The organism is Arachidicoccus ginsenosidivorans (genome assembly GCF_007971385.1).
GTDB classification, from domain to species: Bacteria; Bacteroidota; Bacteroidia; order Chitinophagales; family Chitinophagaceae; genus Arachidicoccus; species Arachidicoccus ginsenosidivorans.
In genome coordinates this window covers 5,221,415-5,244,215 of sequence record NZ_CP042434.1, presented here as the reverse complement: position 1 = coordinate 5,244,215, position 22,801 = coordinate 5,221,415, and the positions used below count along the sequence as shown (strand labels likewise).

Annotated in this window: 18 protein-coding genes and 1 pseudogene; 16 read left to right on the top strand and 3 right to left on the bottom strand. The window is 37.6% G+C overall.

Annotation, left to right across the window (positions count from 1 at the left end; all coding sequences use genetic code 11):
* Window position 1 precedes the first annotated feature (1 nt).
* Window positions 2–904 (top strand): PD-(D/E)XK nuclease family transposase, encoded by a 903-nt coding sequence (locus FSB73_RS21000; RefSeq protein ID WP_146786831.1) that lies wholly within the window; start codon window positions 2–4, stop codon window positions 902–904.
* Window positions 905–1,228: 324 nt separating this feature from the next.
* Window positions 1,229–1,546 (top strand): hypothetical protein, encoded by a 318-nt coding sequence (locus tag FSB73_RS20995; RefSeq protein ID WP_146786828.1) that lies wholly within the window; start codon window positions 1,229–1,231, stop codon window positions 1,544–1,546.
* Window positions 1,547–1,773: 227 nt separating this feature from the next.
* Here FSB73_RS20995 and FSB73_RS27840 read toward each other — a convergent pair whose 3' ends face one another.
* Window positions 1,774–2,013: a T9SS type A sorting domain-containing protein gene (locus FSB73_RS27840; RefSeq protein ID WP_225974884.1), complete on the bottom strand. Its 240-nt coding sequence runs from the start codon at window positions 2,011–2,013 to the stop codon at window positions 1,774–1,776.
* Between the two features lie 321 nt (window positions 2,014–2,334).
* Between FSB73_RS27840 and FSB73_RS20985 the strand changes: the two genes are divergently transcribed.
* From FSB73_RS20985 to FSB73_RS20975, 3 genes are all read left to right on the top strand, one after another.
* Window positions 2,335–2,742, top strand: coding sequence for a VOC family protein (locus tag FSB73_RS20985; protein WP_146786825.1), 408 nt, complete (start codon window positions 2,335–2,337; stop codon window positions 2,740–2,742).
* A 964-nt stretch (window positions 2,743–3,706) separates the two neighbouring features.
* Window positions 3,707–4,168: a hypothetical protein gene (locus FSB73_RS20980; RefSeq protein WP_146786821.1), complete on the top strand. Its 462-nt coding sequence runs from the start codon at window positions 3,707–3,709 to the stop codon at window positions 4,166–4,168.
* Window positions 4,132–4,830, top strand: a complete 699-nt coding sequence (locus tag FSB73_RS20975; protein WP_146786817.1) for an STAS-like domain-containing protein — start codon at window positions 4,132–4,134, stop codon at window positions 4,828–4,830. The genes FSB73_RS20980 and FSB73_RS20975 overlap by 37 nt, the downstream gene beginning before the upstream one ends.
* A 233-nt stretch (window positions 4,831–5,063) precedes the next feature.
* Here FSB73_RS20975 and FSB73_RS20970 read toward each other — a convergent pair whose 3' ends face one another.
* Window positions 5,064–5,609 carry a hypothetical protein gene (locus FSB73_RS20970; protein WP_146786814.1) on the bottom strand — a complete coding sequence of 182 codons (546 nt, stop codon included), beginning with the start codon at window positions 5,607–5,609 and terminating at the stop codon, window positions 5,064–5,066.
* A gap of 747 nt (window positions 5,610–6,356) precedes the next feature.
* Here FSB73_RS20970 and FSB73_RS20965 point away from each other — a divergent pair.
* The 4 genes from FSB73_RS20965 to mobC all read left to right on the top strand — a co-directional run bounded on the left by FSB73_RS20965 (window position 6,357) and on the right by mobC (window position 10,896).
* Window positions 6,357–6,818, top strand: coding sequence for a hypothetical protein (locus tag FSB73_RS20965; protein ID WP_146786809.1), 462 nt, complete (start codon window positions 6,357–6,359; stop codon window positions 6,816–6,818).
* A 60-nt stretch (window positions 6,819–6,878) separates the two neighbouring features.
* Window positions 6,879–7,349: a hypothetical protein gene (locus FSB73_RS20960; protein WP_146786805.1), complete on the top strand. Its 471-nt coding sequence runs from the start codon at window positions 6,879–6,881 to the stop codon at window positions 7,347–7,349.
* Between the two features lie 14 nt (window positions 7,350–7,363).
* Window positions 7,364–8,755, top strand: coding sequence for a relaxase/mobilization nuclease domain-containing protein (locus FSB73_RS20955; RefSeq protein ID WP_158639645.1), 1,392 nt, complete (start codon window positions 7,364–7,366; stop codon window positions 8,753–8,755).
* Window positions 8,756–8,868: 113 nt separating this feature from the next.
* The gene (gene mobC, locus FSB73_RS20950) at window positions 8,869–10,896 is read left to right on the top strand and encodes a conjugal transfer protein MobC (protein ID WP_146786798.1); all 2,028 of its coding nucleotides are present in this window, start codon (window positions 8,869–8,871) and stop codon (window positions 10,894–10,896) included.
* A 2,991-nt stretch (window positions 10,897–13,887) separates the two neighbouring features.
* On the opposite strand, the gene FSB73_RS20945 is transcribed toward mobC, so the two are convergent.
* Window positions 13,888–14,763 (bottom strand): RteC domain-containing protein, encoded by an 876-nt coding sequence (locus FSB73_RS20945; RefSeq protein WP_146786793.1) that lies wholly within the window; start codon window positions 14,761–14,763, stop codon window positions 13,888–13,890.
* 1,142 nt (window positions 14,764–15,905) lie between these two features.
* On the opposite strand from FSB73_RS20945, the gene FSB73_RS20940 reads away from it, so the two are divergent.
* From FSB73_RS20940 to FSB73_RS20910, 7 genes and pseudogenes are all read left to right on the top strand, one after another.
* Window positions 15,906–16,913 carry a helix-turn-helix domain-containing protein gene (locus FSB73_RS20940; RefSeq protein WP_146786789.1) on the top strand — a complete coding sequence of 336 codons (1,008 nt, stop codon included), beginning with the start codon at window positions 15,906–15,908 and terminating at the stop codon, window positions 16,911–16,913.
* Between the two features lie 688 nt (window positions 16,914–17,601).
* Complete coding sequence (locus tag FSB73_RS20935; RefSeq protein ID WP_146786786.1) at window positions 17,602–17,952, top strand: hypothetical protein; 351 nt, start codon at window positions 17,602–17,604, stop codon at window positions 17,950–17,952.
* A 252-nt stretch (window positions 17,953–18,204) separates the two neighbouring features.
* On the top strand, window positions 18,205–18,633 hold the full coding sequence (locus FSB73_RS20930) for a DUF4134 domain-containing protein (protein ID WP_449371688.1): 429 nt from the start codon (window positions 18,205–18,207) through the stop codon (window positions 18,631–18,633).
* A gap of 83 nt (window positions 18,634–18,716) precedes the next feature.
* Window positions 18,717–19,060: pseudogene (locus FSB73_RS27835) on the top strand (DUF4133 domain-containing protein).
* Window positions 19,061–19,187: 127 nt separating this feature from the next.
* The gene (locus FSB73_RS20920) at window positions 19,188–19,652 is read left to right on the top strand and encodes a DUF3875 domain-containing protein (protein ID WP_146786783.1); all 465 of its coding nucleotides are present in this window, start codon (window positions 19,188–19,190) and stop codon (window positions 19,650–19,652) included.
* On the top strand, window positions 19,598–21,958 hold the full coding sequence (locus FSB73_RS25800) for a TraG family conjugative transposon ATPase (RefSeq protein WP_262712404.1): 2,361 nt from the start codon (window positions 19,598–19,600) through the stop codon (window positions 21,956–21,958). The genes FSB73_RS20920 and FSB73_RS25800 overlap by 55 nt, the downstream gene beginning before the upstream one ends.
* Window positions 21,959–22,015: 57 nt before the next feature.
* The gene (locus FSB73_RS20910; RefSeq protein WP_146786780.1) at window positions 22,016–22,744 is read left to right on the top strand and encodes a conjugal transfer protein TraI; all 729 of its coding nucleotides are present in this window, start codon (window positions 22,016–22,018) and stop codon (window positions 22,742–22,744) included.
* The last annotated feature ends 57 nt before the right edge of the window (window positions 22,745–22,801 follow it).

The window sequence follows — 22,801 nt, the reverse complement described above, 5'->3', positions numbered from 1 at the left end:
AATGGATCATGTAAATTTAATTGCGGGTCAACCGTCATTTGTTTCTTATGCTATGTTTGTGGACAGGCATGGCCAGTTGGCAGATCAGGAGGTTTGTGAAAATAAAATCCGTGAGCAGTCGACTGGTTTTAGAAAAGAAGATGCATTAATTCCAGAATCTGATTCCGGTTTGTCTGAAAAACAACGTGAGGATCTCAGAAAGGATTTAGTATTTAAAATGTTTTTGGGGAAAGAAGAATATAAGGAGGAGGTGGCGATTCCTTTTCACAAGGCCTTCTGGGGACATAAAACTAAAATCAATAATCTGGAGTTGAAAACAGCCCCGATTGATGGAAATACACTAGATTCCAGGAAAATTGACCCTGATGTTGTCTGGCAGGATCCAGACAATGGAAATATCTTTTTGACCGAAATGCAAAGAAACGCCCAGCCATTTTACGCACAAAGAATTTCCTTATATGGTGGTAAGACTTTTGCGACACTTGCCGTAAAGGGTAGTGCCTGGAATTTTGACCTGGTATCTGCATTTGTCCTGGGATTGGCAAATTTTGATTTGAACCGTGAGGGACCAATGGATTACATTCATGAATATGCCAGTATTAATGTTAATTGTAAGGAGGATTTTCTAACAGGACAGGACTGGAAGATGCTTACTGATCTAAAAAAAGCTAGGGCTTTTCAACCAGAAATTTTTTCTGAACGGGATAAATGGATTTTTTTATTAAATAATTTTCATCATTTCGATGAGTTGGAAAATATGCCAGCGTTTATGCTGGATGGTTCTTTTGATAAAGTGTTAGATATTGCTAATAAAATAAAACGAGAAAAAATGGACGAATTAATGGATTTTATCAGTGAGCTGCACCAGGGGATAGGGAGAGAGCAGCAAAGGAGGAAGGAATAGAGGAAGGAATGGAGAAAGGACTAGAGAAAGGAATGGAGAAAGGAATAGTTACAGCCATTCGAGCTTTTATTGCCCAAAATTCAACTGAGAATCGGATGTCTCCCCAGAAAATTGCGGCAATGTTTAATATTGATGAACTGCTAGCTCAATCAATAATGACTACGTAAGTATTGGAACGTTTTTGTTTTGTGTTGTTTTTTTTTATAACTCATTTGTGAGCCTGTAGGTTACATGTTTAAATTTCCTACAGGCTTAACAATGAATTTGTCGTTAGAATTTTTTGCGGGAATAATTTTGAATAAGTAAAATTTTAAAAAGTAAATTATGGATAATGCATTCGACGACTTAATGGATTTTATAAGTGAGCTGCACCAGCGTGATAGGGAAAAAGCAGCAAAAGAAGAGAGACGAGAAGTAGGCAGAAAAAAAGGAGTAGAAATGGGAAGAATGGAAGCTATTAAAAGTTTCATCGCTAATAACCCCAAAGATTTTGAGATGACTTGTCAGGAGATGGCGGAGTCGTTTGAGGTGCGCGAAAATCTTATTCGTTTTTTATACAAGAAAGTTACAGGTCGGCGTGCAAGAGGATTGAAATCTATGTATAATTGTGGTCGTTATTTGAATCATAATTGCCATTCTTGAAGTATAATCCTTTTGAGACAATAAAGGGGCCTTTTGTTATAACAAATGGTATAAAAATGCAATGTGGATATTGCAATTGAAGCCTTGTGAATGATTTTACCAGTGATCGGTGTCAGCATAACCGGATAATAGCTGCAATTAATGGCGTATTGCTTCTTTAATAGAAAAAAACACTGCCAGCCAAAGATAAAAGATATGACCACCTTGGCACCCCAAGGTGGTCTCATTTATTTTTTAATTATTTTTAAATTTGCGTAGTGGTCGCCATCCCTATAGTTCAAAATATATTTACCAGCAGCTAAACCAGATAAATTTATTTTGGTGTCTGTGTTTGTGATTTCCTTTTGTATTAATATCCTGCCAGAAAAATCAACAATTAATAACTGTCCCTTTGGTGACGTTACACCATTTATATGAATACTGAAAATACCCTGGGTTGGATTTGGATAAGCCTTTAATGACTGCAGTATTTACTAAAATATTTAATTTTAATAGTCTAAAAGTCAATGACACAATATACAAATTACCAGATGGAAAGTCTACAAAGGTTATGTGTTAAATACATGATGTTATTACAAGTAAAAAAAAGTGAGCCAAATTAAATAAAATCGAATAAAAATAAATTAAATTGCTGGCTGATCTTAAATTGACTAGGAGTGGGGATTTATAATTTATAACTTAAGCGTCGGTTTGAATTCCCCCAAAACCATGGCAAATAGGTTGTAAATAAGTTTGGTCAATTTTGTTATTAAAAACAAAATTCATTTTAACTGTAAAATTTTTATCAAATGGCAAGGCAAATTTTTATTAATCTGGCGGTGAAGGATCTTCAAAAGTCAATGGAACTATATACGGCCTTAGGATTTACAAATAATCCACAGTTTTCTGACAATAACGGCAAGTGTATGGTTTGGAGTGATGATATCTATGTAATGCTGCTGACCCACGAGAAGTTTGCAGGTTTTGCCACTAAGCCGATTGCTGACACAAAGACCAGTCTGGCAGGTCTTTTTTCGTTATCGGTAACGAATATTGACGAAGTGAATGCCATCATTGAAGGTGGATTACAGGCAGGAGGTGTTGAAGTCAACGAAATGCGTGACTACGGTTTTATGCAACAACGAACTATTGAAGATTTTGACGGGCATACATGGGAAGTCTTTTGCATGGATATGTCAAAGTTTCCAGGTGCCTAACCTCCTATGGGATAGAGACAGAGATGATATAATAACGGTCAGTAGAAAATATATCTCCGGGAAGGATATTTATATATACTTCATTGCCCAGTTGTGGAAATAAACAAAATACTATACGATTCGGATCTGATTACCTCTTTTTTTTTCGAACTTCATAGAGCACTCTTTGTTCTTTCATATAATAAATAAGCATATATATCTATTTAGGTTAGGTCTTTAATATATATAGATTCCACGCTTATAATTATTTAAAACATGGATATTTTTCATTTTTATTTAGCCAGAATTTTGATGCAAATTTTGGAATTCTGATATATAATGCTCAATTTTGCCAATGTGAATGGACTTTCAGATTTGCGGTTAAATCAATTCTGAATCTTTTCATGATTATAGTGCATGCGAATAAATAACCTAACTTATTTGATGCAGTAGTTTGCCACCTTCCATTTACTGTTTTAAAATTATTGGAAATATGTATGGTAACCAATACCTGAAGGTATTGGTTTATGCATTGCTATGCAATTAAATGAATTATACTAAAGATTGATATATGCTATATACGCACTTGAATTTTAATATAAGCTGGGTCCCCAACACCATTAGGATAATGGTGCGGTGAAGCGCACAGCTTTTAAAGAAAGATATACCTGTGAGCGTCTCACATTATTTTAGGGAATAAATAAAGCCCACAATAGTGGGCTTTAAAGCTTTTTTTGAGTCACTAATTAAACGATTGCATAATTAGGCGGGAATGACATTTCCTCTTTGATATTACAAAGATATATAAAATTTTAAATAAATATCGGATTTTTATTATGCTACATTTTCCATTGCTTGTTAGGTATGTGAGTTATACGAATACCATTAATTTTCCAAAAAAAATAGGTAGTTCATTAATTCATCATTTTTCCAGTGCCATAAATATTATGAAAAAAACGAATTTCGATAAAATCGAATCGTTTATTTGAATTTCTCAGCTGCTGAGCGCGTATATTCGAGTGGCATGTTAGGTATTATCGCTATTATCCAAAAACTAATATCTGAAGGATATTGCTTTCAGGTTATTTTACCCAAAAATGGAAAGATGGCTGCTCTTTATCAAAATACCAATTGGGCACATTTTATGGCACCGACTAATTATAAATATAGTATAGGGACTGACAGACTGTTATGTACCAGAAATTTTAAGGATGATAAAGATATCGCCGATTTAACCAATGAGTTTATGGATCTTGTATTAAGGACTATGTATATGCCTAAAGACGTAATATCCGCATTAGAATGGTCTATCTATGAGATTTGTGATAATGTCATCAATCATGCTGATTCAAAATTGGGCGGTTATATTGAGGCTAATGTCTTTTTAAATGAAAAAGAGTCGGATTTACTGTGGCTGATGCAGGGCGTGGTATTTTCAATACACTAAAGGAAAGTTATCCTGATTTGCATACCAGTTCCGCTGCTATTTCTGAAGCAATTAAGGAGGGTGTCACCAGAAATACAAGTATTGGCCAAGGAAATGGCCTTGCGGGATCCAGCCGGATTACAACCATGACGGGCGGATCTTTTGATATAACCAGCGGATCGGGCAGAGTTTTTCTGACACCAACACAATTTAATAAAATTGAACAAGAACCAAATTTCGCTTTTGAGGGGACATGCGTCAGTGGTTGCATTATGATGAATAGCGACTTTTCAATTGGTAGTGCCTTAGTTTTTAAGGGTGTGGAGTATTTTCCTTCAAATATAGTTGATTTGCAATACGAACATCCAGATGAAGACCTTTTTATATTAAAACTAAAGCAAGAGCCAGCGGGCGTGGGGACCAGAAAGGCGGGCAGGCAAATGCACACAAAGGTTTTAAATTTAATGAATTCTAATCCAGATTACTCTGTACATATTGATTGGGAAGGGGTAAATATAATTGCCAGTAGCTTTGCCGATGAATTTATCGGAAAATTATATTTAAAAATAGGGCAGGAGTTGTTTTTGTCAAAAATTAAAAACATCAACTTGAATCCAACTGTTGCACAGCTGCTTGGAAAAGCGATTGAACAAAGAACTAGCGTTGGAAAAACAGATAGCTAACTGTGACTTCGGTCACTGCAGTCATACATTAATTGTGATTACTTATATTTTGCGTAATTAATTTTTTTAGTTAATCCATTGCTGTCGACTGTGTGTTTTTTTAATAATTTGGTTTAAAAACAAATTTCTGTTTTTGATAATAAAGAGGAGAGGCTAGTAATCAAATTAGTAGCCTCTCTTACTTTGGGGAAGTCTGGCACAACAAAAAAGTTGCATTAAATATTTCAATTAACTTACAAAATTAAACCTCTTCGCCTAAGCTCTTCCTTGGCCTTTTCTTCTGTAAGCAGGTCGATGTGCTGGATATTATTATCCGGTTCAATGACGTTGAATTTATTGATAATAATTTTACCTGTGGCATCGACGGACGGTATTGATTCGATATCTTTCAAGATATCTAACGCGAGATAGCTGTCTATAAATCCCCTTTTTACTTTGAAATAGGTAAAATGGAATTGTAGTAAAAGTTGTGGACCATCAAAATCCAATATAAACGTATCTAATTTCGCATCAGTTAAAATCTGTAGCGCTGTGGATGCAGGTAGCTGTAGAATTACTGGTCTATGAATAGCCAATCTTTGAAATTCAAGGGCAAATGCCTGAGTGTTTTCCATTGGCCTCGCCGGCATTATTTTATAGGCCATGAAAAATAGCTCTTTTGCCTCTTTCAATGTGTGAAAGGCTACAACTTGTGTCGGGTCGATTGGTTGGTCGAAATTTGCGATATGTTCTTCGCCGTTTACACGGGATGCCAAAAGATAAATGTGTTCGCTAGTCATATTGATAAAGTTTAAAATGGTAGAGGTGTCTATTTGAATTTACCAGCCTCCTTTGTCTTTAGGAGCCATTGTATTTATTATGAATTATGAAAAATTTTAGCCCAAAATTATTAATGATTAAATATGCCAAATAAGACCCCAAAAAAGGTATCCAATAAGACAACTTTTTTAAGATTATATATTGTTACGTGATTATCAGTTGATATGAGATGTCTTTATTGCTTGCGCTTATTGCTTATTTTATAAGACAGAGATGCAACTGCTCTTTTTCTCTAGAAAATTTTAATTATTACCCTGCCATCTGAGGGAAGTAGTTTACTCCATATTAGTAATGAAAATTGAATAAAAAGATTATTAGCTAATACCAAAGTAACAAATTGCCCATTCAGGTAATACCATCTTTGCATTGCTAAGTCAGTCATAAAGGCCTTTGTGGTGGACATAAAGTTCGGCTATCTGGAAAGAGGTTATTTCTATTACCATTAATGCGTAAGTGGCTCTGTTCGTTACGCCTTTGGTTACGTCTCAACCGAATTTAAATCAATGCAGGTAGTGTATATGTTTCGTTTTAATTGTTGAAGATATTAGTAGTGGTGGTGATGGTAAGCTTAGGTAAATAGCTGAACGAAGCAGGCAAGTTAAATCTTTAAAGATAATGTTTGGATCAATAGACTTTTTATAAAGAAGTCCATCTAGGTGGGTTTGTTGGCAGTTTATTAAAAATTTTAATTATAAAACAATTTTTCTATGAAAAATGCAAAACAAAAAAATGAAGCGCAATTGATGAAACCGATTAAGTTTTCAATTACAGCTCAATTGTATGATGAGCTACAGGAATTGTTACCTGCAACCAATTGTAGGAATTTCAGTGAGCTATTACGCCTGATTATTGAAGGCAAGAAAATATTTGCCAGATATTATGATGATTTGCCAGATGAGTTGCATCAACAACTTAAAGAATACGGCAGTCGGATATCTAAATTAAGCAAAGAAATGGTACAGATTGTCCACCGCCTACAATTTCGTGTTCCTACGGACACGGAGGTTATATTAGCAGATTTAAAGGCTATACAATGTATTTATGATCAAGTGGATGTGATGTTGGTGCCATTACAAGTGCTCTTAGAAAAAATTGCCTCCAGGTGGATAATAGGTGATGCCGTTAAGGATAACGAATGCATAAACCAGCAGCCATCATCTTTATCTTGACTATTTGTTGGGACAATTGGCCTTTGAATCTTTATAATTCCACCTAAAATATAAATAATCATGCAGTTAGATAACCTACAATCAAATAACGCGTCAAAAACAGACAATTTACAGTCTGTGGCGAAGCCACGGACTGTAAATGTAAGATTACCCAACGAAATTATTCAAAAATTAAGTGCCCTGGTTCAGCCGTGTTGCTTTTCCTGCTTGACAGATGTTATACGACACATACTTGACCACCGAAAGGTAGTAATCAATCAGGAACCCTACAACCTGGATACTTTCATGTGGATTCTCTCTGATATCCGGCAGTCATTAGAAATGATATTTCTAAATATGGGTCAGGTGCACAAATTAATAACTCAATTTAAATTAATGTGCTTCAACAAAGAAAATAAGGATACTGTCAGGGGCATAGAAAAGGAGGAACCTGTTAATAAAGAGATGAACCCAGGAGTCATACTTAATGAGTTATATCAACCCATTTTTGAAGTGATTACCAAACTATCCTACATATGGTTATCAAAGTAAATAGGACAAAATACATGCGTCAGGTGCTAAATTACAATGAGAAAAAGGTCGCGTCTTCTGATGCAAAAATCCTGTTTGCAGCAGGATTTCCCAGAGATCCGGCGACCATGAGTCTTAAAAACAAAATGGACGTTTTTACCACGCTCACCCGGCAAAATCAAAGAACAAAGGCCAATACCTTGCATATTAGTTTAAACTTTTCCCCAAAAGACAACTTGGATAAAGTCACTTTGATCAATATTGCCAGGGATTACCTTAAAGCCATCGGACTAGAAAAACAGCCATATCTGATCTATCAGCACCTAGACGCAGGTCACCCTCATCTACATATAGCTTCCGTTATCATTGATCATGCAGGTAAACGAATAGAAACCTTTGACATTGATATCAGAAAACCAATGGCCTTAAGGGATGCATTAGAAAATAAATATAAACTGACCAAAATGAAGTCGCACCGGATCAATCAAAAAGACCTGGGTGGTGGCATAACGTCTTATGATACCAATTATTCCTTAAATAGAGATGCTGGTCAGCCGCTTCAATTAGAGCGGATTGCCTATGGGAGTGTGGAGACAAGAACGGCTATTTGCTCAATTGTACCCAAAGTAGTTAAAAACTATAAATTTGGCTCCCTAGGCGCCTTTAATGCAATTTTAAACCAATTTGGGGTAATGGCTGACCGGGGCCGGCCCGGTAGCCATTTATACCAGGTAGGTGGCTTGCTCTATCGCTTATTAGATGAAAAGAACCAACCTATCGGTACACCGGTTAAAGCCAGCAAAATAAATAGCAGGCCAACTTTGAAGAACCTGGAAAATCGCATCGTCCTAAATGAATATCAAAACGGCTCAAACAAGCAGCGTATCCGATATTTACTGGATAAAGCATTACTTGGTCAGAACCCGGGAGTGCGTCAAAATCCAGACAGGCAGCAGGAAGACTTAGATCCGGAAGCATATTTAAGGAAAAACGGCATCCGAATAATATTCAGAGAAAATCAATCTGGTAAAATTGTAGGGGTTACCTATATAGATAATGCAGCGTATGCTGCTTTCAAGGACGAAGAGTTAGGAAAGGAGTACAGCGCTGAAGCCGTTTTAAAGGCCTTGCATCAAAAAGTTTTACTAAAACAACAAATTCCTATTCAACCAGCATCTGAAAACACGAATCGGACAGCTGCCCATTTAAATATACAACCTCCTTGGATCGATCCAGGTAGTCAAAGTGTATCACCAATTGGGAAGGCGGATGAATATAAAAACCAGCCAGTACATGAGACCCCAATAACACTCATTCAAAGTGCTTATCCGGCAAGTACGCTGCCCGTAATTCAAATCAGCACTGATACGACTTACAATGAACTTACAGAGTCGAACAGTCAGGACCTCACCCAACGACAAGGGTAGAAGATGAACAACAACAAGAACAACAGCAGCAAGAACAACAGCTACAACAGCAACATACACGTGTCCGGTTGTCCAGATAAGAAACAACTTAAACAAATAAAACCATACATCTCATGCAAACCGGCGAAAATACCCAAGGATTACGCAAGATCACCGACATGATCAGAAATTTCGGCGTTTTAGTGCTTGTACTACATTACTACGTTTTTTGTTATGGTGCTTTTGAAAGGTGGCATCTAACGCACCCTGTCCTAGAAAGACTATTGATTAATATTCATCATACAGGTCTTTTTAACCATGTTTATACCTCAAAATTATTGGCACTTATTTGCCTGCTTATCTCACTGCTTGGTACCAAAGGTAGAAAAGAAGAAAAACTATCAAAAATGAGGATTACCACTTCTTTTATGGCAACAGGCATTCTGCTTTATTGGGGTAGTATATACTTATTAAAAAGTATTAGTACTTTCAAAATACCCATAACATCTTTAGCTTTAATATATATTGTTATAACCAGTCTTGGATTTTTATTGTTGCTCAGAGGTGGAGCTTTACTAACCAGGCTAATCACCCTTAAGCTGGAAAAGGACGTATTCAATCAACTGCAGGAAAGCTTCCCGCAGGAAGAAAGGCTGCGCAGCAGCCCTTTTTCCATCAATTTGCCAGCCATCTATCAACTGGATGGTAAAAGTCGAAAATCCTGGATCAATATTATCAATCCGTTCAGGGGAACCCTGGTCGCCGGTACACCGGGGTCCGGCAAAAGTTATTTTGTGATCCGCCATGTGATCACTCAACATATTCAAAAGGGTTTTACCATGTTTATTTATGACTTTAAATTTGATGACCTGACAAAGATCGCCTACAATACCATCTTAGATAATACAGATAAGTATCCTGTGCCCCCTAAGTTTTATTTGATCAATTTTGATGATCTGCGCTTCACGCACCGCTGTAATCCGCTGGACCCCAAATCCATGACCGATATTATGGATGCAACAGAATCTGCCCGTACGATCATGTTAGGTCTGAATAGGGAGTGGATAAGGAAGACGGGAGACTTTTTTGTAGAATCACCCATCAATTTTGTAACCGCCATCATCTGGTTCCTTAGAAAGTATAAAGACGGTGCTTATTGTACACTGCCCCATGTAATTGAGCTGATGCAGGTGGACTATGAAAAGCTGTTCCCTGTACTGCGCAGTGAACCAGAAATCGAGGTCTTGATCAACCCCTTTGTGACGGCTTTTACCAATAAAGCCATGGAGCAATTAGAGGGACAGGTAGGCTCTGCCAAAATAACCATGGCCCGACTCAGTTCTCCCCACTTGTATTATGTTTTATCCGGCAGTGATTTTACGCTGGATCTGAATAACCCGAAGGATCCAAAGATTATCTGCGTAGGCAATAACTATATGAAGCAGCAGGTCTATGGAGCCGTATTATCTCTCTATACCTCCAGAATGATCAAACTGGTCAATAGAAAAGGGCAGCTAAAATCCAGTTTGATCTTTGATGAGTTTCCGACGATTTATTTTAATGGCATGGACAGCCTGATCGCTACTGCCAGAAGTAACCAGGTGGCTACTTGCCTGGGTGTGCAGGATTTCTCGCAACTACGTAAAGATTATGGCCGGGATCAGGCAGATGTAATCGCTAATGTCGTCGGCAATATTATAGCGGGCCAGGTGACAGGCGATACCGCAAAGTTACTTTCTGACAGATTTGGCCGTATTATGCAGGATAGACGCAGTATGTCTGTAAATTCTATGGATACCTCGATTAGCCGGTCAATGCAGCTGGACGCTGCAATCCCGGCCTCTAAAATAGCCACACTCTCCTCTGGCGAGATGGTCGGCATTGTAGCCGACAACCCAGACGAGAAAATAAAACTAAAGATGTTCCATGCAGAGATCCAAAATGATCATAAAAGGATTAAAGCAGAGGAAGATCAGTATCAACCCATACCTCAAATCAGAAATATAAAGGCCGAGGACGTACAAAATTGCTATCAGCAGATTAAAAATGATGTTCAGTTAATTATTGAAACAGAAATGGAAAGAATATACCAATCACCTGAACTCACTAGATTAATATTAACGTCAAAAAAGACCAGAAAAGGTGTCGTTCAGGGAAATTAACGCAACTAAATGGCCCTAAAAAGATCAGTGATCCCATAAAACAATAAAATTTTAATCTATAATTCATCCTAAATAAGGCTATAATATATTATTCTATAAAGATTGTCTTTAAGGACAATAAAAACTGTGCTGATTATTTGGCCTTTTGAAAACAATTTTAGGCAAATAAGGAAACGGGTAAATTGCTAGTCAAATCTATAAATAAAATATTGATAATAAAGATGGTATATATTATTCTATAAAGATTGTCCTTAAGGACAATAAAAACTGGAGTGATTATTTGGCCATTTGAAAACAATTTTAGGCAAATAAGGAACGGGTAAATTGCTAGTCAAATCTATAAATAAAATATTGATAATAAAGATGGTATATATTATTCTATAAAGATTGTCCTTAAGGACAATAAAAACTGGAGTGATTATTTGGCCATTTGAAAACAATTTTAAGCAAATAAGGAAACTGGCAGATTAATCATTAAATTATTGATAATAAATATAGTATATATTACTATATAAAGATTATCCTTAAGGACAATAAAAACTGGAGTGATTATTTGGCCATTTGAAAACAATTTTAAGCAAATAAGGAAACTGTCAAATTGCTAGTCAAATCTATCAATAAAATATTGATAATAAATATAGTATATATTATTCTATAAAAAGTGTCTTTAAGGACAATAAAAACTTGGCTGATTATTTGGCCTTCTGAAAACAATTTTGAGCAAATATGGAAACAGGCAAACTGTTAGTCAGATTAATCAATAAAATATTGATAATAAATATAGTATATATTATTCTATAAAGATTGTCCTTAAGGACAATAAAAACTGGAGTGATTATTTGGCGTTTTGAAAACAATTTTAGGCAAATAAGGAAACGGGTAAATTGCTAGTCAAATCTATCAATAAAATATTGATAATAAATATAGTATATATTATTCTATAAAAAGTGTCTTTAAGGACAATAAAAACTTGGCTGATTATTTGGCCTTCTGAAAACAATTTTGAGCAAATATGGAAACAGGCAAACTGTTAGTCAGATTAATCAATAAAATATTGATAATAAATATAGTATAAATTATTCTATAAAGATTGTCCTTAAGGACAATAAAAACTGGGCTGATTATTTGGCCTTTTGAAAACAATTTTAGGCAAACAAGGAAACTGTCAAATTGCTAGTCAAATATAAGAATAAAATATTGATAATTAATATAGTATATATTATTCTATAAAAATTATCTTTAAGGACAATAAAAACTTGGCTGATTATTTGGCCTTCTGAAAACAATTTTGAGCAAATATGGAAACAGGCAAACTGTTAGTCAGATTAATCAATAAAATATTGATAATAAATATAATATATATTATTCTATAAAGATTGTCCTTAAGGACAATAAAAACTGGGCTGATTATTTGGCCTTTTGAAAACAATTTTACGCAAATAAGGAAACTGTCAAATTGTTAGTCGGGTCTATTTGATAAATGATTGATATTAAATTGCGTATATATTATTCTATAAAGATTGTCTTCAAGGACAATAAAAACCGGACTGATTATTTGGCCTTTTGAAAACAATTTTAAGCAAATAAGGAAACTGGTAAACAGCAAGTCAGGTCTATTGATAAATTATTGATAATAAATATGATATATATTATTCTATAAAAATTGTCCTTAAGGACAATGAAAACTGGGCTGATTATTTGGCCATTTGAAAACAATTTTAGGCAACTAAGGTACCCCTTTACAATCACTGGTCATATGTTAGGATTGTGATGCTATGTTTTGTATATCAATCTATTATATAGGTAGCGCGTCTCTCTTTACAATTTTTTGAATCTGTTCCAGTAAAACAGTGTTATCTTCTATGTATCAATCACTTGTGGAATAACATGTACACATTTACAATCACTGGTTATATGGTGGGAGTTTGATACTACTTTCTAAATATCAATCTATTATAGAGGTTACGCGTATCTCTTTACAATTTTTTGAATCTGTACCAGTAAAACAGGGTTATCTTCTATGTGTCAATTACTTATGGAGTAACACGTACACCTTTACAATCACTGGTTATAATGGTGGGAGTTTGATACTACATTCTGTATATCAATCTATTATAGAGGTTACGCGTATCTCTTTACAATTTTTTGAATAAGTACCAGTAAAATAGAATTATCTTCTATGTATCAATTACTTGTGGAGTAACGCGTACACCTTTGCAATCACTGCTCATATAGTGGAGTGTGATGCTACTTTCTGTATATCAAACTATTATAGAGGTTATGCGTGGCCTTTTGTGATTTTTAGCAAAACTTTTTCTTATGTATCAATCAGTTAGGAAGGTGATGCATCCCCTTTTACGTCGCCCAATTATTTGATTTTTGCCAAAGATCAGCTTCCATCGACGTCGCGTTAGAGTACAAGGTCCTCACTTTCGGTTTCGGGTTACATACTTTTCTTTTAAACGGGGGATTGCCGCACACATCTTTAGCGCCAGCTTGAAATAATGTACATGTTTGATCATAGCTAAAACTTTTATCCTCAGTAAGATAGCTAATATCGTTTCGGTTACGAACAAGCAATTTGCTAGAAGTGCCAATGAGTAAATTGTTGATAATAAATCGTGTATATATTATCCTGTAAAAATTGTCTTATAGGACAATAAAAACGAGGTTATTTGGCCTTTTAAAAACAATTTTAAGCAAATAAGGAAACTGGCAAATTGCATGTCAGACCTATCAATAAATTCCTGATAATAAAAATGGTATATATTACTCCATAAAGATTGTCTTCTAGGACAATAAAAACCTGGCTGATTATTTGGTACTTTTAAAACTCCGGTTAAGGCAATCAAATTAAATGTTCATAAATATCTGTCTTTGATTGAGATTGGAATGGTATGGTGTGCATGTTGCTTCAACTCCATACACACCGTCCACAAGTCAGGCACCCATCTTCTAAATTTATAGCTGGTAATTAATATCGTTACCGTATTATTTAAACCTCGGATGCTCATCCGCATCATCCATTCGCTTTTCCAGCGCTCCCATTAATTGTGAAAGATAGTCAGTCCTGTTTTTCTTTCGGAGCCGGATATTCTGATTATATACCGCATAGTAGTTGCCGAGGTCAATTTGGAAAAGATGTTGCAGGCCAGAGATAATTGTTTTTACATCGGAATTCCCATTGTTCAATGCGCCCTTGGATTGTATTGCATAAGCTAATTCAATTAAGGCTACCTTTGAATCCGTCCACCTGAGTTCGCTGGATTTAACAAGCTCTAGCTGTGGATGATTCAAGCAGTGTATATCAAAATGTATCTGCTCTATAAGCCTTTCCAGGGCAATAAACTTAGCCCGTTTAAATGAATAAACTGAACCTATAAAGGAGGCGCTGTCACTGTCAATGATTTCCTCAGGAGGCAGCATTTCTTTGTCTGCTGCGCTTTTACTAAAATATGCCAGGTCATGATAAGTCTTTTCAGTTCTGTAATAGTTATAGAACTGTTGATGTCTTTCAAAATATTGACGGTAAAAGTTTAGAATATCCTTTAAATAACTTTCAATTTTCTCATTACCAGTCAAAGGCCTTTTTAGTTCCAGAAAATACAATTCCGTATAATAAATCAAATCAGCCCATAATTTAGGCAATGTGTGTTTAAAAAAGTGAATTTCTTCTTCAATACTGCTAAAAGGAAACTGACTACCTGTTTTGTTTAATTGTATAAATACGCGTTTTACAATCCTATGTGATTTTAACGCCTTTTGTAAGGGGTTCTCAGCAGTCATAGAAATTAATTCCATATCCATTTGTGTACATAACGCATCGGCGATTGTTTCTATTGATGGTGTTCTGTTTGTTTGTGTCATTGGTATGATATTTAGATTACAATTTCATTTAGATTATTCATTAAGATAGGGTGTGCATACAAGCCCTTAGTTTATTGCCGAGCTGGCTCTGATTAATATATGTAGCGTGGAATAGCGTATAGTAGCGTAGAGCAGAGTAGAGTAGGGGATTGCAGCGCAGTACAATGAGCAGTATTGTAAAGAATCCGGCCAAAAAAATGGCGGCCAGCGAATGCTCGCCTGCAAGCCAGAAAACCACTGCTAATAAACAATTTTCTTCTACATAAGGCATAAAGAGGGCGTTAGGTGTACTGAACGGTCATTTACAGCCACCATTAGGCGAACATTTCTTTAACGCTTTATTCTAACGCCCTTTGTTCATCCCCTTATTTTATTCCCATATTTCATCCTTATCCCTGCATTTTTATGGGCAATTGAAGTGAATTATCACAACATACCCGGTTTACTTATAATACCGGCCAGGGCTGATCCTTGCAAACCACGTCACCTATATTTGGAATTGATAATAAAAAATCTTGAACATATAAAAAGGAAAAGGGTTGGTTTGATTGTAGCCCTGCATTTTAAATTATTTAGCCGATGTTGGCAGCTTGGTCGGATATAATAATGGAAACGCTTATTATAGAAGTCCATAAAACGCCGCCCAATTAGCACAAAACAGAGTAAGAACGGGCAATTGATATTAAGATTATAGAAAATCATTTTTAAAAGAGGAAGAAAAGTAATGCTATAACACATGTGGAGAAAAATTAATAAGTGAATGCAGCCTGAGGCACTGAATCTATTGGCCTATTTTGCAAAATAGCTATGTATACTTATTCAAAGCTGCTGTTTTATATTAGGCGTCCTCAATATAACACTTACGGAGCTGCACGATATTGCCCTTTGATAAACGTTATAGGTAATGCCATGGTCATTGCATTTGCCAATATTTGCATATAAAATCGAAAAATGAATAAAAAAAACACTGAGCTTTTTTATATGATTTACTTATGAATTTCATATCTTTAAGTCTTATACTACGTTTGTAATCCAATTGCAAGCTAATTATTGTTTCTTATAAAAAGGTATCCAATAGGACATAAAAGGTATCCATTAAGACACTTTTTGAATTTTATCCGTTTAACACTATAATTAATCCTATGAACGAATTATTTGGTTTTAAGGCAGACAAATTTCAGTATTTCGATTGGCAGGACAGCCCATACAAAGGTTATAATGGAATAATATTACCGGATGCAAAGGTCGCCTCCTTAAGTGGAGGGTTTGGAAATATGTTATTCCAAGGCATCTTATCGCCCGTTGCTTCTTATGGAAACATATGGAAAAGTGATTACGATATAGTAGAAGACTTTACCGGTCATGCAAGCTTAGATTACAGGAGCATTGAAGTAAGCCTGGTACTCAAAAGCAATATAGCACATTTTCACCCATCATCCGGATGGAAAATATGCAAGGAGAATTACATTAATCTAACGCACACCATGGCAATGGACAATAAAACAAAATTTGAAAAGAATGTTCATTATCAAAGCTACGATTGCCACTTAAATCCAATTATTTTTGATCAGTTGATGCTTTTTATGCCTGAGTTGGTCAGCCCTTTTTTGAATGATTATAATGCCGGTAGAGAAATCTCATTATTTGAAGGAGGCATGAATCCCAATTCTGCCATATACTATATAGCGCATCAAATTATTACCAGTACAAACAATGGAGGCTCTGAGGCCCTGAATAATATAAATTTACTGCTACTTGTCGCACAGATTTTTCTTGCTAAAGCAGAAATGGTTCAAAGAAGAGGTGCACGCCCCGAACATAAAGAGGCTTTAAATACAATAAACGGGATCAAAAATTTGCTTATAACAGATCAGTTAGCCTTCCATGGCATTAATCATTATGCTAAAATAGCTCATATGAGCAACACCAATTTTAAAAAGCATTTTAAGCAGCAAACAGGGCTTTCCACCTTTCAGTTTATGCAGGATGAAAAACTAAAACAAGCCATCGTTAAATTACTCAATACAAAGGAATCAATCACCTCCATCTCCCGTGACCTTGGGTACAGCGATCACAGAGCCCTGGGCAAAGCCTTTAAAAAACAGTTTGGTATGTCACCCAAAACTTTCAGAAACAATAATAAATGCTAAAAAGTGGAGGCCCGATAAAGAAAACGACAAGAAAAAGGACGAAAGAGACCTGGTATAACAAGTCACAGCCAAGTACACGGCTAATACAAGGTGAAAATTCACCCTTCAGCCCGAGCCATAGAGACAGCCTTAATAATAAAGAGCCAGGAGATAGTGCATTAGGCGCAAAGTAAGCCAGTCAAATTTTGTATATTTCACTACAGAGGCTACTTTTAAAATTGCCTTATTAATGATTGACCTAAAAGGTATCCAATAGGACAGCAAGCATTCCTCGCTTGGTGTCCTATTGGATACCTTTTCTAATTTTATAAGCCACGTTGCCCACATAGAATATCAAAATAGCCACATTCATCCAATCTGAATGCTTTTTAAGATTAAAAAGTAGCCAGTAAGCCGTTTTTTTCAGAAGCATTGCTGTCCGCTTGGACACCTTTTTTTAGGAATAGCCATTAAAAATTAGCCTTCCTTATTCAATTTGTAGCTGCCTCTACCCATCTGCGCCCTTGAAGAGGCGCTTTATTTTGAAAATAAGGGAAAATAGTCCCCAAAAAGAAACCGATAATGTGGACAATTTTAACCTGAATGATAAAATAATTTTGTTAGCTAATACCAAAGTAACAACTATGGGTCGCAAACAATAGCAATTTTGTCCTGTTGAAAATATTAACCCTCTTAAAAAACTTTAATTATGCTTAGATCGATTAGTTGGGGACAGTACCTGCAAATGCTATTGATGGCTTTGCCCGCCTATTACTTAATTATACTGGCCCTATTTTTTAAAAAGGACTTGCAACACCTGCTAGCGGACCTTACCCGTAAAATGACCAAAAATAAGGCCACCAGCCCTGAGCTAAGTCCAGCTGCTAACAAAACGCCAAAGGATTCTCCACATCAACATCAACATCATCTACCACCTGCCAATGCTTTATTAAATAATCCTCCACTAACCTGTAATGCAATAAAGCTTAAAGAGGTGTTGAAAGCTCATTTAACCACGCAACCAACTGTGGCGAGTGTTCCAAAAGAACCAGAAAGCTAGACCATGAACATCAAATTAATAAATAGCCTGAACCAAGGTTTGAGCAGATTGGCACATTAGCAGATTTTCAAAATTAAAGCCTGTGCTTATATACGACAATGCTTTTTGAAATAACCTTCATTCTAAAATTGATTATTGAGAAGTGGTAGCGAGAAGTTATAGCATGAAGGTGCAGCAAGAAGGCGCAGGAAGCGGAAATAGCAGAAGAATTTTAAAAATTGGTAACCATTTAAAACATAAAAATTAAAAATCATGAGAAGGAATCCTTCGGGTAATAGAAGAAAAAAAAATTATCAGACCTATTTAATCAACAAAATTAATAAATCCATGAAAAAGGCAAATCAAATGAAACGCCATTTAAAAGTAAGCACTGGGCGTAAATTCTACACCTGCATTCTGTTAACAGGTGCACTCCAATTCTGGGCAAAAGTGTCCCTAGCCCAGGCAGATGGGAATGCGGGGATTTCAGAGGCTACCGGACTCATCAAAGGATATTTTAGTACTGGTGTAAACCTTATGTATGCCATCGGTGCTGTTGTCGGACTTATCGGCGCCATCAAAGTATATAATAAATGGAGCGCCGGGGAACCTGATACAACTAAAGTCGCCTCTAGTTGGTTTGGCGCCTGTATTTTTTTGGTAGTCGTCGCCACAGTGCTTAAAAGCTTCTTTAGTGTTTAACCTCACTAGTGTCGCAGACAAAGGCGGGGGACTGCTACAAAAACAGAAACGATAACTATAACGAGGTTTAAAATACATATTTTATGCAAGGTTCAGAAATTCAATACGAAATAAACAAAGGCGTCAACAGGGCAATAGAGTTCAGGGGGTTAAAGGCCCAATATATCTACTATCTGGCCGTTGGACTGGCGGTTTTGCTGCTGCTTTTTGTGTGCTGTATATCAGTGGTATCCCCATATATCTTGGCCTGGCGCTTATTTTGAGTTTGGGTGGTGGTCTGTTTATCGTGGTGGCCAAAATGAGCCGAAAGTATGGCCAGCACGGTCTGAAAAAACAGATGGCAGCAAAAAAGCTGCCATGGGCAATTAGACCGGGGCGACCTAGCCAGCCAGCCTCACTGCAGCTTTTTCGTCTGCTCACCTCGTGATCGTCCCTGAAAGGCTTCCCTACAGGAGTCCAATTACAAGTCTATTACAAATCCGAGCCCCAAATATCCTTTTTAGCCTTCTTGCAAAAGACGTCACTTTTCCAGTACGTTTTAAAAAATTAAACCAATGATCCCATTTATCATTTTAACTGTCCTGGTACTAGCTATAATCCTAATACGCCTTCGGCCCGTAGCGGATAATCATGCACTTCTTGAACAACACTTTCCTATCTGGAAAGTGCACGAGGATTGCATTTTGTCTAAATCCGGCGATGTTACCGCCTGTTTTAGACTCATACTGCCAGAAATCTTCTCTCTTTCCAAGCAGGAGTATGAGACGCTGCACGCCTCCTGGCTCAAAGCCATCCGGCTTTTGCCTCCAGGCTGTATCCTGCACAAGCAGGATTGGTTCAGAAAGGTAAAATACCAGGGAGTCGGCCATGACCCGTCTGCTAATGGTGTAGCTGGGCGTCACCCGGATCTAACAGATGATTTATATATGGCAGCAGTGAACGCTTTTTCCATGAAAGGCCCTATTTGGATCATGATTGCCTGCTATTTATCACCCTGCCAGCTGCAGGGGGAGCCTTAAAGCAGTCTGCCGCGGGGAATCTTACAAGCAAATCCATTATACCTAAAAATGCAAATTCCGGCAAACAGCTGCAGACATTACTAGAGACAGTGGGTAAATTCCAAAAAATCTTAACGGAAGGCAACCTGATTGAGTTATCCAAAATCAACTCAGCCGAGATTACCGGAGATGGTAATACCCCTGGTATACTGGAACGCTATTTATTTTTACTGGAAAAATCGTCGGACGCTGTTTTAAAAGACCTGCAGTTTAAACCAGACTTTAAAATCGGCCATCATTATCCACAGCTTTTTACCCTGGCTGATGCACAGCATCTGCCAGCAACCTGCGGCCCGAGGATCAATTTTGAAAAGTATAGTGCGGGGGGCAGAAAATTCCCAGTAGGGTTTGCTGCACCTCTTGGATTGCTCTTGCCCGTAAATCATATCTATAACCAGTATATCCAGATACAGGACACCCCAAAAACCTTAAAAAGACTGGAAGCCAGACGCAAAAGGCTGCAGTCCTTATCTGCCTATAGCAGGGAGAATGCGATTAGTCGGGACGCCACATCCAGTTATTTAAATGAGGCCATTAGTGAGAGCAGACTACCGGTCAAGGCACATTTTAACCTCCTTGCCTGGACGCAGGAAGAGGATAAAATGGAACTAAAAGACATACGTGCCAGCGTTTTTGCGGCCATTTCACAAATAGGGGCCGTACCCTATCAAGAACGTGTCCAGGCACCACAGATCTGGTGGGCAGGGATCCCCGGTAACGGGGCGGCATTACCAGAAAACGAATACTTTGACAGTTTTTCTGAGCAGGCCAGCTGTTTTTTTAATCTGGAATCTGCATACCGGTCTTCAGATAGTCTTTTTGGAATCCGACTGGGAGACCGCCTCAGCGGTCTGCCCCTTCATGTAGATATCTCTGATCTGCCCATGAAAAAGGGGATTATTACCAACCGCAATAAGATTGTAGTAGGCGGCTCTGGTAGTGGGAAAAGTATGTTTATGAATCATTTGCTCCATAGTTATGTACGCCAGGGCGCCCATTGCATTGTGGTAGATGTGGGGCATAGCTACGAAGGCCTCTGCCAACTACTGGGTGGTTATTACTATACCTATACAGAGCAACATCCCATTGCTTTTAATCCATTTTATGTACCCCCAACTGAGGTGTTGGATACAGAAAAGAAAGAAAGCATCAAGACTTTGCTTGTCGCACTCTGGAAACAAGGCGATGAATCGTTTCGGCGCAGTGAATATGTTGCCATCTCCAATGCGCTGACAGGGTATTATGCCTATTTGGAAAATCAGGCTAAAATAATAAGAGGTAATGCAAATGAGCAGACTGCGGCATTAGTTAATGCAAGGCATAAGGCGGCTGCGCAGCAGGTAAAACAATGCGCTACAGGCAAAAGCAGCGAAAAAAATAGCCAGGAAGAGATACCAGAAGAGCAGACCTCCCGGGCATTCAAAGCTAAAACCACCTGCGGTAAGGATTCACTTATTTTTCCCTGTTTTGACAGCTTTTATGAATACCTGCAGACCGATTTTGTCGCGGAGCTACAAAGAGACGGGGTAAAAGACCGTGATTTTGATATTCATAACTTTCTCTATGTACTCAGACCTTATTATAAAGGTGGTGAATTTGATTACCTGCTCAACGCACGGGAAAATCTGGATGTTATGAGCCAACCCTTTATTGTCTTTGAGTTGGATAACGTAAAGGACCATCCCATTTTGTTTCCAGTGATTACCCTGATCATTATGGAGCTCTTTATCTCCAAAATGCGAGGGCTTAAAGGCATCCGCAAGGTCATTGTCATTGAGGAGGCCTGGAAGGCCATCGCCCGAAGTGGTATGGCTGAATTTATGAAGTATCTCTATAAGACTGTACGCAAATATTACGGGGAAGCCGTAACGGTTACCCAGGAAATCGATGATATCATCAGTTCCCCCATAATTAAGGAGGCGATTATCAATAATGCCGACTGCAAGATCTTGCTGGACATGAAAAAGTTCCAAAACAAGTTTGAATCCATCCAGCAGGTGCTGGGCATGACAGATAAAGGCAGGGACCTGGTGCTATCCATCAATAAAGCCAATGATCCCACCAAAAGATACCGGGAAGTCTATATTGAGCTGGGCGGTCAGCTTATGAAAGTCTACCGCTATGAACCTAGCCCCGAACAATACTACGCTTATTCCACGGAGCAGTCCGATAAACTCCTGGTGCAGCAATATACAGCGCAGTGTGGTGGGGATATACAAAAAGGCCTGGCAAAGCTAATTGCAGACATCAACAGAAAAGCTAAATAGCAGGGGCGCTTTATCATGGATAAAGCGCCATATCCATAAATCTATAAATCAAATAAAATGAATCAGCGGTTTCAAAAAATTGGTCCGAGCACAATCATTCGGCTAAAAAAGCAGATCGTTTGCTTTTGTTTACTGCTACTACTGGCTCATGGCGGCGGTTCCAACCGGTTACATGCACAGGATATTCCAGGAATTGGCAGCGTTGCCGGGCTGGTCAGCCGGGCTATCAAAGCCATAGATTTAAAAATACAGCGGCTGCAAAACAAGACGATCGGACTGCAAAATGCCCAGAAAGTTATCGAAAATGCCATGACCAAACTCCATCTGCAGGATATTGCTGAATGGACCCGGCGCCAAAAGGAGCTATATAGTCAATACTTCCAGGAACTGTGGCAGGTAAAAAGTGTACTCAGTACTTATTGGAAGGTGAAAGACATTATCCAAAGGCAGGTGCAGTTAGTCAGTGAGTATAACCGGGCCTGGGCCCGGTTAAAAAAAGATCCACATTTTAGCGTTGGCGAGCTAAGTCAAATGTACCGCATCTATTCAGGGATCCTTGAGGAGAGCCTGCGTAACCTGGATCAGTTGACCATTGCCTGTAGCGCACTAACGACTGAGATGTCAGATGGCAAAAGACTGGCGCTCATTACAAAAGCAGGAAAGCTGATTGAAAAGAACCTGGCTGATTTAAGACGGTTTAATACCCATAATTACCAACTTAGTCTGGGCAGAGCGGCAAGAATAGCAGATGAACTCATTACTAAAAAAGTTTATGGAATGCAGTAGCGGAAAGATTAATGCGCCCAGATAAAGTAAACAAGCAGTAACAGCGGATAATCATTA